This is a genomic window from Rhodococcus sp. NPDC049939, assembly GCF_040656415.1.
In the GTDB taxonomy this organism is placed as follows: domain Bacteria; phylum Actinomycetota; class Actinomycetes; order Mycobacteriales; family Mycobacteriaceae; genus Rhodococcus_F.
Window position 1 is genome coordinate 22118 of the sequence record NZ_JBFAMC010000005.1, and the last position, 11868, is coordinate 33985.

The following is an 11868-nucleotide window of genomic DNA, read 5'->3' on the forward strand; positions in this document are numbered from 1 at the left end:
TTCCGACAATGTTCCCCGACCCCTCCATGCGGTGGGGCCTTCCCAAATTCTGAATCGAGGTACCGGACGCCGTGTGCGGACTGCTCGGGCTACTGACCTCCGGAGAAATCAGCGACGACGCCGTTTCACAAGTCGACCAGGCGATGCATTGCCTACGGCACCGTGGGCCGGACGAGCACGGAACCTGGCACGACGACCAATTGGTGTTCGGGTTCAATCGGCTGTCGATCATCGACATCGAACACTCCCACCAACCGCTGCGCTGGGGGCCGGAGGAGGATCCGGAACGCTATGCGCTGACATTCAACGGGGAGATCTACAACTATCTCGAGATTCGGGCCGAACTCGCCGACGAGTTCGGCGCGCAGTTCAAGACGGAGGGCGACAGTGAGGCCATCGTCGCTGCCTTCCACTATTGGGGCGAGGACGCCGTCCGCCGTCTGCGTGGCATGTTCGCATTCGCGATCTGGGACACGACGACCCGCGAACTGTTCATCGCCCGCGACCCATTCGGCATCAAACCCCTGTTTCTTGCGACAGGAGCCGGTGGCACCGCGTTCGGCAGTGAGAAGAAGAGCCTGCTCGAACTCGCCGGCCTGATCGGCATCGGAACCGAACTCGATCCGCGAGCCGTCGAGCACTACACGGTGCTGCAGTATGTGCCGGAGCCGGAAACCCTGCACCGGCAGATCCGACGACTCGAATCCGGCTGCTTCGCCCGGATACGGCCTGGCCACGAACCCGCCGTCACCCGCTACTTCACCCCCACGTTTCCGGTTCGACCGTTCGCAGCCGGCACGGAGCAGGCGAGGTACCGCGAGATCGCGGAGGCGCTGGAGGATTCGGTCGCCAAGCACATGCGCGCCGACGTAACGGTTGGTTCGTTCCTGTCCGGGGGCATCGACTCGACCGCAATCGCAGCGCTCGCGATGCGGCACAACCCGAACCTGATTACGTTCACCACCGGATTCGAGCGAGCGGGCTACTCCGAGGTCGACGTCGCGGCCGAGTCGGCTGAAGCGATCGGAGCACGGCACGTCGTCAAGGTTGTGAGTCCGTCCGAGTTCGTTGCCGCCATTCCCGAGATCGTGTGGTACCTCGACGACCCGGTCGCCGATCCCGCGCTCGTTCCACTGTGGTTCGTCGCGAAGGAGGCACGCAAGCACGTCAAGGTAGTGCTGTCGGGCGAAGGCGCCGACGAGTTGTTCGGCGGATACACCATCTACCGCGAACCCCTGTCCCTGAAGCCGTTCGAGTACCTGCCACGGGGTCTGCGCAGGGCCGCTGGAAAGCTCTCCGAGCGCATTCCCGAGGGCACACGCGGCAAGAGCCTCCTCAACCGCGGCTCGCTGACCCTCGAGGAGCGCTACTACGGCAATGCGCGCAGCTTCAACGACGCCCAGTTGCGCGCGGTTCTGCGCGACTTCCGGCCCGAATGGACGCACCGAGACGTCACCGATCCGATCTATGCACTCTCACAAGGCTGGGATCCGGTGGCCCGGATGCAGCACCTCGACCTGTTCACCTGGCTGCGCGGTGACATCCTCGTCAAGGCAGACAAGATGACCATGGCCAACTCGCTCGAGTTGCGAGTACCGTTCCTCGATCCCGAGGTCTTCAGAGTCTCCTCCCAGGTGCCCCTGAACCAGAAGATCGCCAACAACACCACCAAGTACGCGCTGCGACAAGCGCTCGAGGGCATCGTGCCCGGGCATGTGCTCCACCGGGCGAAACTGGGATTTCCCGTACCTTTGCGGCACTGGCTGCGCGGGAGCGAACTGTTCGACTGGGCGCACGAGCAGATCGCGGCATCTGGCACCGATCATCTCCTGGACAAGGCTGCCGTCGCCAAGATGTTGAACGACCACCGGGACGGCGTATCCGACCACAGTCGGCGCTTGTGGACGGTGCTGATCTTCATGGTGTGGCACGGAATCTTCGTGGAGAACCGGATCGTTCCTCAGATCGCCGAACCGGCGTACCCGGTGTCGCTCTAGGACCCTGTGATGAAAGTGCCGTGTGGCAACCCACCTGAGGTTGTCACACGGCAAGAGTGTGGGATGCCTACGGCAGGACGGCGGCGATCTCGTCAGCGGCGGTGGCACCGTAGACGTCCGCGAGACGCTTGACGGCCTCGGCGCGATCGAAAGTCCACTCCTGTGTACCCACGGTTTCGAGAATCAGCACGGCAACGAGCGATCCAAGCTGCGCCGAACGCTCGAAGCTCAAGCCGGCGCTTTGCGCGAGGAGGAATCCCGCCCGGAATCCGTCTCCGACACCGGTCGGATCGACCTTGCCCTTCTCCGGGACGACGCCGACACGGGTCCAGTTGCCGTCGGAGTCGGTGATTTCGACACCCTTGGAACCGAGGGTGGTGACCCGGACGCCGACCTGTGCCCTGATCTCCTCCTCGGACAATCCGGTCTTCTGTTGCAGCAGGCCCCACTCGTACTCGTTGGTGAACAGATATTTGGCGCCCCTGATCAATTCGGCCGCCTCGCTCCCGCTGAGTCGGGCCAGCTGCTGCGACGGGTCGGCAGCGAATGGAATGTTCTGCCGCCTGCACTCGTCGGTGTGCTTGATCATCGCCGCCGGGTCGTTGGCCCCGATCAGCACCAGCTCGAGTGGTGCGCAATGCTCTGCGATCACGGCAAGTTCGATCTCGCGGGCCTCGCTCATCGCACCGGGGTAGAACGACGCGATCTGCGCCATGTCCTCGTCCGTGGTGCACACGAAGCGCGCGGTATGAGCGGCCGTCGAGATTCGAACGGCGGTGCAGTCGACACCATTGCTCTCCAGCCACTGACGGTAGTCGGCGAAATCGGCCCCGGCAGCCCCGACCAGCAACGGGTTACCACCTAGAACACCCATGGCATAGGCGATGTTTCCGCCCACTCCACCGCGCCTGACAACGAGATCGTCGACCAGGAAGCTCAACGAGATGTGGCTGAGCTGATCGGCGAGCAACTGCTCGGCGAACCGGCCCGGAAACCGCATCAGGTGGTCGGTGGCGATGGAACCGGTTACCGCAATTGTCACGAGCGGGTGCCTTTCGAGGAGTCGGTCGGAACGTTCTCACCGTACCCCGACCACCACCGGGAAGTTTGTGGCAGCACCTTCAGGCAAGATCGGCACGAAAAAAAGTCTGACGCAGAAGCCGGTGAGCTTTGCGTCAGACTCGTCGACAACGGCCGGAGCGAGAACTCAGTTGAATGAGTCTCCGCAGGCACACGAACCAGTCGCGTTGGGGTTGTCGATCGTGAAACCCTGCTTCTCGATGGTATCGACGAAGTCGATCGAAGCACCCTCGACGTACGGCGCACTCATCCGGTCGACAGCGAGGGCAACTCCACCGAAGTCGACCACCAGGTCGCCATCCAGGTTTCGGTCGTCGAAGAAGAGCTGGTAGCGAAGTCCTGCGCAGCCGCCGGGTTGGACGGCGATCCGCAAAGCGAGGTCGTCACGACCCTCCTGATCGAGCAGCGCCTTCGCCTTGGCGGATGCAGCTTCGGTCATCGTGACACCGTGGACGCCGGCCTCGTTCTGCACAGTCATGGGCACTCCCTGTAGTTCGTAAACAAACCCGTGAACGCTTCAACGGTACTTCGCGCCCGACTTATTCCCGGGGGGTTCCATCCTCTGCGGCAACTCCCGCAGATTTACCCATGCCCATGCTAGCCGACGTTCCAGATCGGCCGTCACAACCCGGTGGCAGAACTCCTCCAACGGAGCGCGGCCGTCGAAGCAAGGTCTCGTAGCTGCAGGTAGGCATCCGTCATCGCACGTTCGACGGACCCGGCGTGAGAGACCAGCGAGAGCGCCTCGTCGATGCCCGCGCCTTCGAATTCCGCCGAGTCCAAAAGGACTTGACCTGCGAGAACGAGTGTCGGGATAGACCGCCTACGCGCGGCCGCGGAGAGTTCGGTCACCAGCTTGCCTTGCAACGACTGGTGGTCGAGTCGCCCTTCCCCGGTGATCACCAGTTGCGCGGACGCCAGTTGCCGATCCCGTCGGGTCCGTTGCGCGACCACCGCCGCGCCGGATTCCCTCGTGGCACCGAGTGCAAGCAGCGCGGCACCGATTCCGCCCGCAGCACCGGCCCCCGGCCACGCCGAGACATCGCGCGAGGTGATCGCCCGCAATCGCCCGGCCCACTCGGCGTTCCGGTCTTCGAGGAACGAGACGGTTTCGGGATCTGCACCCTTCTGCGGTCCGAAGACACTCGCGGCACCGTGCTCCCCGAGCAACGGGTGTACGACATCGGTTGCGGCAATCAGTTCCACTTCTCGCACGCGGGCGACTGCGGCTTCCACGCCCCCGAACTCGTCCGCCAATGCCTCGACAAGCCCACGCCCACCGTCGGTACAACTACTACCACCGAGACCCACGACGATTCTCTGTGCTCCAGCGTCGAGTGCGGCCACCATGAGTTGTCCGACACCACGACTGTGAGCGTCCCGTGCGGTGCTGCGCGTCGGTGGTCCGCCCAAGAGCCCGAGCCCGCATGCCTGGGCCGACTCGAGGTAGGCATCGGTACCGTCGAGGAGCCATCGGGCAGTGACACTGCCGCCGAGGGGCCCTTCCACGACAGCGGTTCGAACGACGCCGCCCGCCGCAGCGATCACATCCACGAAACCGGGTCCCCCGTCGGACTGCGGCGCCTCGATCAACTGGTCGTCGGGGCGCACCTCGGCCCATCCGGCTGATATGGCGGCGGTCGCCTCGATGGCCGTCAGCGTTCCGCCGAAGGAGTCGGGTGCGATCATCACTCGCATCGAAAAAGTCTATTGCGTCTCGATTGCGTCCGCCCGACCCGGCATTTCGATGTGAGGCAGTTTTCCATATGACCGCTTCGTCCCATACTCTGGGAGGGTGAAATTGCTACGCCGCGGTGATTCGGAAAATTCGGACAAGCGGGGCGGTGAGGTCGAGGAGCCGTCCACGGCCTCGGAGATGACCCCCGCCTCGACGCCGGAGTCGATCGATCAGGTAGGCAAAGGCAGACCAACCCCCAAACGACGCGACGCCGAGTCGAAGCGCCGAGGCCCTGTCGCGCCCGCACCACAGACGGCGAAAGAGGCCCGGGCGCGCAAGAAGGCCCGCCGGGGTAACAAAGAAGACCGCAGGATCGCTGCCGCGGAACGGCGGGCCAACGCTGCCGAGCGTCGGGCCAGAATGCTCGCCGGAGAGGACAAGTACCTGCTCCCCCGCGACAAGGGCCCCGTCCGCGCCTACGTTCGCGACATCGTAGATGCTCGGCGCAATCTGGTCGGACTGTTCATGCCGATGGCCCTGGTCCTGATCATGGCGATGTTCGTCAGCCCCGCGCTACAGTCCATCGTCACGCTCGCCATGCTCGTCATGATGGTGTTCATGGTGATAGAAGGCGTCTGGTTGGGGCGCAAGATAAACAACCAGGTGCGCGCACGCTTCCCCGACACCCTGGACGGGGGCTTCAAGCTCGGCTGGTACGCGTTCGTCCGGGCGTCTCAGATCCGCAAGCTTCGTGCCCCCAAGCCGCGAGTCCGCCCCGGCGACGCTATCTGACCGGCCGAAAGAAGTTGTAGCGGTAGCTGCTTCGCAGCCACCGCGGTAGTGCATTCCTGGACCGAGCGGCGCACGACACGGACACGTGGAGTACGGCGGGGAGTGCACAAGAACAACGAACTCGGTCATCGATGGAGCATTCCCGCCATTCTTGACCGACCGACAGTGGCAGCATCGACATTGTTCGTCAGAATTCTGCCACCGTTGCGGGTTGGTAGCGTTCCACCCGTGCCCACCTCCGATCCCTCGGACCGACCGAGTCACCTGAATCAGCGCTCGCGAACTCTGGTGCTCGGCGGCGCGCGGTCCGGAAAGTCCGCCTTCGCGGAGGAACTCACCCAGACCCTCGCTGGGTCCGGGTCGGTACGGTATGTCGCCACCAGCCACGGCGATACCGGAGATCAGGACTGGCAGCAGCGGATCGCCGAGCACCGCGACCGCCGCCCGGACACCTGGGCCACGGTGGAAACCGCCCACAATCTCGACCTCGTCGAGCAGTTGAGTTCGCCTACGGATGCCGTTGCAACCCTCGTCGAGGATCTCGGAACCTGGCTCACCGTCGAACTCGACGGCGCAGCCGCCTGGGACCTACCGCGCGGCACGATCACCCCGCGGGCCGACGCTCTCGTCTCCAGTGTTCGCCACTACCGTGGCATCCTCGTGCTCGTAAGCCCCGAGGTCGGCCTGGGAGTAATCCCCGAGACATCATCGGGACGGCTGTTCCGCGACGAAATCGGCGCCCTCAATGCGCGCCTTGCTCAGGTGTGCGACAGGGTGGTTCTCGTCGTGGCCGGAATGACCATGACTCTGAAAGATGCTCCCGCCCAAGGGCGCGAAACAGAAGTGTCAACTCGAATGAGAGGCCAAGCGTGAGCAGTGAATCCGTGGGCAGTGAGTCCGTGGGCGGGCAACCTACGCTGTTCGAACCAGTCACCCCGCCCGACGAGACCGTGCGCGCCCAAGCCGAGGCACGTCAGTTGCAACTGACCAAACCCGCCGGCTCACTGGGGCGTCTCGAGACCCTCGCATGCTGGGCCGCAGCCTGTCAGGGCGTCTGCCCACCAACACCATTCGGCAGGGTGCGAGTGGTGGTGTTCGCCGGCGACCACGGGATTGCACGGAAGGGAGTCTCGGCATATCCGCCGGAGGTGACAGCTCAGATGGTCGCCAACTTCGTGAACGGTGGAGCAGCCGTCAACGCGCTCGCCAATCGGGTCGGCGCGAGCGTGCGCGTCGTCGACATCTCCGTGGACGGCGACACGGACCCATCGTTGTCCACCTTCAAGATCCGGCGTTCCTCCGGTTCGATCGACCGCGAGGATGCACTCACACACGAGGAGACACTGAGAGCCATCGATGCCGGGCGGGCGATCGCCGATGCCGAAATCGATTCCGGCGCAGACCTGTTGATCGCCGGTGAGATGGGAATCGGCAATACGACACCGGCTACCGTCCTGATCGCGACATTGACGGACACCGAACCTGTGGCCGCTGTCGGCCGCGGTACGGGTGTAGACGACGCAGGCTGGATTCGTAAGACGGCGGCCATCCGCGACGCGATGCGCCGGGCTCGTCCCGTCGTCCGCGACGTCGTGGCGCTCCTACGCACCTCGGGGGGAGCCGATCTCGCGGCAATGGCGGGATTCCTCGCCCAAGCCTCCGCTCGAAGGACGCCGGTGATCCTCGACGGCATCACCGTTACGTCCGCCGCCATGGCAGCGGAGGAACTTGCACGCGGCGCTCGCGCCTGGTGGCTTGCCGGGCACTGCTCCACCGAACCAGCGCACAAGATCGCGCTGAAGCACCTCGACCTCGACCCACTCCTCGACCTGGACATGCGACTCGGCGAGGGATCGGGCGCTCTGACCGCACTGCCCATCCTCCAAGGTGCCGTTGCGGCGCTTGCGGAGATGGCGACATTCGCGGAGGCGGGCGTCAGCACACGTGCCGGCGAGAGCGACACGGAACCCGATGGCGAGGACGACATCGACCAGGCCGGACCCACCTCGGACTGATGGTGTCCGGGGTGCGACTGGCCTTCTCCTGGCTGACGGTCCTACCAGTGCGCGGACCGGACTCCGTCGATCGCGCGGCGGGGCGCCGCGCGATCACCGCCGCGCCGCTGACCGGCCTCGCGCTGGGCGTCCTCGCCGCAGGCCTGCTCTGGGCCCTGGTATCCGCCGGCCAGAATCCTGCCCTCGCAGGACTGTTGACGGTCGGAGCGCACGCCCTTGTGACCCGCGGCATGCACATCGACGGGCTGTCCGACACGTTCGACGGGCTCGGGTGCTACGGACCCCCCGAACGTGCCCGAGCCGTCATGCAAAGCGGCGGCGCCGGACCGTTCGGGGTATGCGCTCTGGTGATCTGCCTAGGCGCCCAGGGGCTTTCCTTCGGAGCTCTCGCTGCCGCCGGACAGTACGGCTGCGTGGCCGTAGCTGTCGCGGCGGGCCGGGTGGCGGTCGTGATTGCCTGCCGACGTGGAATTTCCGCTGCGTCTACAGAAGGGTTCGGCGCGTTGGTGGCGGGAACTCAGTCACCGTGGATCGGTATAGCCTGGACCGTTCCACTACTTTCTGCCGCCGCATGGTGCACCTCGCCGTGGTGGCAGGGGCCAATCGTCGTTGCCGTGGCGCTGGTCCTCACCACTCTTCTGGTGGCGCACTGCGTTCGGCGGTTCGCCGGAATGAATGGCGACGTGCTCGGGGCGGCGCTCGAGGTCACGGTCACCGTCTCGGCGATCGGCCTTGCTTTCTGAATTCCGCAGCCGAATGCGGACTCACCACATCTTCCTCATCCAGCCATGATTGTCGGCGAACGTGCCTCGCTGGATTCCGGTGAGGGTATCGCGCAGGGCCATGCTGACCTCGCCTGGCTCACCATCGCCGATCATGAACTCGCCTTCCGTCGACTTCACACGGGCGACCGGGGTGATCACGGCAGCCGTACCGCACGCGAAAACTTCGGTGATCTCTCCGGCGACGGCCTTCTCGCGCCACTCGTCGGTGCTGATCTTTCGCTCCTCGACGGCATAGCCGGCATCCGTCGCGAGGGTCAGCAGCGAGTCGCGAGTGACTCCCGGCAAGAACGAGTCGGACAGTGACGGCGTCACGAGGCGAGCATCGGAACCGGAGCCGAAGACGAAGAACAAGTTCATCGCGCCCATTTCCTCGACATACCTGTGCTCGATCGCGTCGAGCCAGACGACGTTGTCGCAGCCCTTGGCAGCGGCCTGCCTCTGCACGAGCATCGTCCCTGCGTAGTTGCCTGCGAACTTGGCCGCTCCCGTACCACCGGGTGCCGCACGTATGTAATCGCGGGACAGCCACACGGTCACGGGCTTGACACCGCGCGGGAAATAGGCGCCCGCGGGGCACGCGATCAGCAGGTAGCGGTACTCGTCAGCGGCACGGATACCCAAGCCGGGCTCGGTGGCGAACATGAACGGGCGCAGGTACAGCGACTCCTCACTGCCTGCGGCGGGCACCCACGCGTGATCGAGCTGGAGCAGTTCGGCGATCGACCCGATGAACAGCTCCTCAGGTAGTTCCGGCATCGCGAGTCGGCGTGACGACGCCTGGAGCCTTTGCGCATTCGCCTCGATTCGGAACGTCGAGATATGGCCGTCGGGCTGCCTGTACGCCTTCAAACCCTCGAAAATCGACTGACCGTAGTGCAGAGCCATCGCGGAGGGGTCGAGCTGGATAGGCCCGTACGGCTCGACCTTGGCGTCGTGCCACCCGTGGGTGGTCGAGTACGCGATCGACACCATATGATCAGTGAAGTGTTGGCCGAATCCGGGCGCCGCCAATATCTCTCGCCGTACATCGTCAGAGGCGGGAGAAGGGTGTGGGATGCGAACGAACTCGGAGACACCTGTCATGCCGGTGATCCTAGCGAACGGATTTCTCCGCCCGCCGTCAGATGCGACTTCCGATAGCGAGCGTTTACTCGGCGTTGATCTCGGTAAACGGCGGTGCGAACACCTCATCCCACAACTGAATGCCCCCGCACGTCCCCTCGATCTCGCGCCCGGCCGGCACTCCGGATACGGACTCGAGCAGGGCCGATACCGCCTCCGCCTCGACAGAGGACGAATACGGTGCCAGAGGTGGTCTCATCGATGAATACGCTGCCACTTCGGACGAAACAACCGCCGAGTTCCACGTCAGCGACGTGAACGGGCCCCCGACAAATGCCCCTGCTGCATCTGCACAACCTATTCAATCCCCAACGCCAGGGCACTACCATCAGGTCGGGCCCGGCACCGCACTCCGGCCCGTGCCGATTCAGATCTGCCTCAGGAGACACCGTGAGCACTCGCACAGCTCGACCGCTCGGACCACAACTCGTCCTGGCCGGCTCTGTCGGCAAGAAAGTGGACGTGTTGGTGATCGGACTGACATCGAGTTCGGACGGTCCCGAAATCGCGCTCGACAGCGGCGTCGTCGACGAAGCCGTGCTCTCGAATCTGCTGGATACGCTGATCACCGTAGGAGCCACCGGCAAGGCCGAGGAGACCACTCGGATTCCCTCACCGCCCACCCTCCCGGTCGGCAGCGTCCTGGCGGTCGGACTCGGTTCCGCCTCCAAGCTCGACGCCGAGCAGATCCGGCGATCGGCCGGCGCCGCAGCTGCCTCCCTCGGCGGCGTCGACACCGCCGCAACGACGCTGTCCACCCTCGATCTCGGTGCCGCGGCTGAAGGCTTCTCTCTAGGCGCGTATCGATTCACGGAATTCAAGTCCGCAAAGTCCGCGCCCGGTCCCGACGCACAGCCAGTGTCGAGAGTGGAACTATTGGTGCAGGCCCCGCGCACCAAGGAGGCCAAGGCCACCCTTGCACGCTCCGCAGCGATCGCCGAAGCGGTCTCCACTGCCCGCGAGTTCGTCAACACCCCCCCGAGCCATCTATTTCCCGCCGAGTTCGCCAATCGCGCAAAGGCTCTCGGCACCGATGCCGGACTGAAGGTCGAGGTACTCGACGAGAAAGCTCTCGAAAAGAACGGCTACGGTGGAATTCTCGGCGTCGGCAAGGGATCGTCTCGCCCGCCTCGACTCGTCCGGCTCAGCTACGCGGCAAAGAAGCGGAAGACGCCGAGGGTGGCGCTCGTCGGTAAGGGCATCACATTCGACACCGGTGGTATCTCCATCAAGCCCGCCGCGGGGATGGAGAACATGACCTCTGACATGGGCGGTGCGGCAGCGGTGATCGCCACGGTCGTCCTCGCGGCCAAACTCGGCCTCCCTGTCGACGTGACCGCCACCGTCCCGATGGCCGAGAATATGCCGTCGGCTACCGCCCAGCGTCCCGGCGACGTCCTGACCCAGTACGGCGGAACAACGGTAGAGGTCATCAACACCGATGCGGAGGGACGCCTCATCCTGGCCGACGCCATCGTCCGCGCCTGCGAGGACGATCCCAACTACCTCATCGACGCTGCAACCTTGACCGGTGCACAGGTTGTGGCCCTGGGTAACCGCACGCCGGGCGTCATGGGCACCGATGAGTTCCGCGATCGCGTCGCGGCCATCTCCCAGGAGATCGGTGAGAACGCGTGGGCGATGCCGATGCCCGCAGAACTGCGCCCGGACCTCGACTCGAAGGTCGCCGATCTCGCCAACGTCACCAATCACCGTTCGGGCGGGATGCTCTCGGCGGCACTGTTCCTGAAGGAGTTCGTCCCCGACGAGGTGCATTGGGCGCACATCGACGTCGCCGGGCCTGCCTACAATTCGTCGGCGCCGTGGGGATACACGGGTAAAGGCGGCACCGGCGTGCCAGTGCGCACGATGATCTCTGTGATCGAGGACATCGCGGCCAATAGCTAGACGCGTCAGCGCCTACGGACCCAGCTGGGCACGGAACACCTACAAGTCGCGCTCACGCTCGCGTCGGCGCTCAATGCGCCGCCGCGCGTCGAAGTCACGCATCCGCTTCGGGTATCCGGTCTTGCGAACGTCGTACACGGGAATACGTAGATCTTCGCCTAGTTTGCGGGCGCCACGTTCTCCGCCCACCCTGCGTCGGGTCCATTCACCGTCGGACGCGACGAGAACGACGGTGACTTCGGTCACCGTCGTCTGGGGCTCCACGTACGCCTCGACGCCGACGTGCGTTCGCGTCCAATTCGCGAGATAGGCCTCATCCTCGGTGGGCGCCGAATAGCGGCCGGCCCGAGGCAGTGAGAAACGTCTGAACAAACCCACGTCAGCCTCCTCGAGTACGTGTGCCGGGCCGTGTCGGCAACTGTTCTCCAAGTTTGCCAGGGAACGCCCAGTGACCGCAGAAAGCAAAAACTACTGCCTGGTAGAGCGGCTGT

The 11868-nt window shown here is 64.8% G+C and carries 12 protein-coding genes; 6 read left to right on the plus strand and 6 right to left on the minus strand.

The window, feature by feature from the left end:
• Positions 1 to 71: 71 nt before the first annotated feature.
• Positions 72 to 1997 carry an asparagine synthase (glutamine-hydrolyzing) gene (gene asnB / locus AB0I57_RS17000; RefSeq protein ID WP_358337630.1) on the plus strand — a complete coding sequence of 642 codons (1926 nt, stop codon included), beginning with the start codon at positions 72 to 74 and terminating at the stop codon, positions 1995 to 1997.
• A 67-nt stretch (positions 1998 to 2064) separates the two neighbouring features.
• Here asnB and AB0I57_RS17005 read toward each other — a convergent pair whose 3' ends face one another.
• The 3 genes from AB0I57_RS17005 to AB0I57_RS17015 form a co-directional block, all read right to left on the minus strand.
• Positions 2065 to 3039, minus strand: coding sequence for a carbohydrate kinase family protein (locus tag AB0I57_RS17005; protein WP_358337633.1), 975 nt, complete (start codon positions 3037 to 3039; stop codon positions 2065 to 2067).
• Between the two features lie 165 nt (positions 3040 to 3204).
• Positions 3205 to 3555 (minus strand): iron-sulfur cluster assembly accessory protein, encoded by a 351-nt coding sequence (locus AB0I57_RS17010; protein WP_358337636.1) that lies wholly within the window; start codon positions 3553 to 3555, stop codon positions 3205 to 3207.
• Positions 3556 to 3698: 143 nt separating this feature from the next.
• Entirely contained in the window at positions 3699 to 4775 is a 1077-nt protein-coding gene (locus AB0I57_RS17015; protein ID WP_358337638.1) for a glycerate kinase, read from the minus strand.
• Between the two features lie 97 nt (positions 4776 to 4872).
• On the opposite strand from AB0I57_RS17015, the gene AB0I57_RS17020 reads away from it, so the two are divergent.
• The 4 genes from AB0I57_RS17020 to AB0I57_RS17035 all read left to right on the plus strand — a co-directional run bounded on the left by AB0I57_RS17020 (position 4873) and on the right by AB0I57_RS17035 (position 8305).
• Positions 4873 to 5547 carry a DUF3043 domain-containing protein gene (locus tag AB0I57_RS17020; protein ID WP_358337640.1) on the plus strand — a complete coding sequence of 225 codons (675 nt, stop codon included), beginning with the start codon at positions 4873 to 4875 and terminating at the stop codon, positions 5545 to 5547.
• Positions 5548 to 5775: 228 nt separating this feature from the next.
• Positions 5776 to 6420 carry a bifunctional adenosylcobinamide kinase/adenosylcobinamide-phosphate guanylyltransferase gene (gene cobU, locus AB0I57_RS17025; protein ID WP_358337643.1) on the plus strand — a complete coding sequence of 215 codons (645 nt, stop codon included), beginning with the start codon at positions 5776 to 5778 and terminating at the stop codon, positions 6418 to 6420.
• An 11-nt stretch (positions 6421 to 6431) separates the two neighbouring features.
• Positions 6432 to 7562: a nicotinate-nucleotide--dimethylbenzimidazole phosphoribosyltransferase gene (cobT, locus tag AB0I57_RS17030; protein WP_358338301.1), complete on the plus strand. Its 1131-nt coding sequence runs from the start codon at positions 6432 to 6434 to the stop codon at positions 7560 to 7562.
• 2 nt (positions 7563 to 7564) lie between these two features.
• Entirely contained in the window at positions 7565 to 8305 is a 741-nt protein-coding gene (locus tag AB0I57_RS17035; protein WP_358338304.1) for an adenosylcobinamide-GDP ribazoletransferase, read from the plus strand.
• A 21-nt stretch (positions 8306 to 8326) separates the two neighbouring features.
• Here the strand turns inward: AB0I57_RS17035 and AB0I57_RS17040 are convergent, their stop codons facing one another.
• Together AB0I57_RS17040 and AB0I57_RS17045 are read right to left on the minus strand one after the other, a co-directional pair.
• Positions 8327 to 9430 carry a branched-chain amino acid aminotransferase gene (locus AB0I57_RS17040; RefSeq protein WP_358337646.1) on the minus strand — a complete coding sequence of 368 codons (1104 nt, stop codon included), beginning with the start codon at positions 9428 to 9430 and terminating at the stop codon, positions 8327 to 8329.
• A 64-nt stretch (positions 9431 to 9494) separates the two neighbouring features.
• On the minus strand, positions 9495 to 9668 hold the full coding sequence (locus AB0I57_RS17045; RefSeq protein ID WP_358337649.1) for a hypothetical protein: 174 nt from the start codon (positions 9666 to 9668) through the stop codon (positions 9495 to 9497).
• Between the two features lie 191 nt (positions 9669 to 9859).
• Between AB0I57_RS17045 and AB0I57_RS17050 the strand changes: the two genes are divergently transcribed.
• Positions 9860 to 11377: a leucyl aminopeptidase gene (locus AB0I57_RS17050; protein WP_358337652.1), complete on the plus strand. Its 1518-nt coding sequence runs from the start codon at positions 9860 to 9862 to the stop codon at positions 11375 to 11377.
• A gap of 39 nt (positions 11378 to 11416) precedes the next feature.
• Here AB0I57_RS17050 and AB0I57_RS17055 read toward each other — a convergent pair whose 3' ends face one another.
• Positions 11417 to 11755: an oxidoreductase gene (locus AB0I57_RS17055; RefSeq protein WP_358337655.1), complete on the minus strand. Its 339-nt coding sequence runs from the start codon at positions 11753 to 11755 to the stop codon at positions 11417 to 11419.
• Positions 11756 to 11868: the final 113 nt, after the last annotated feature.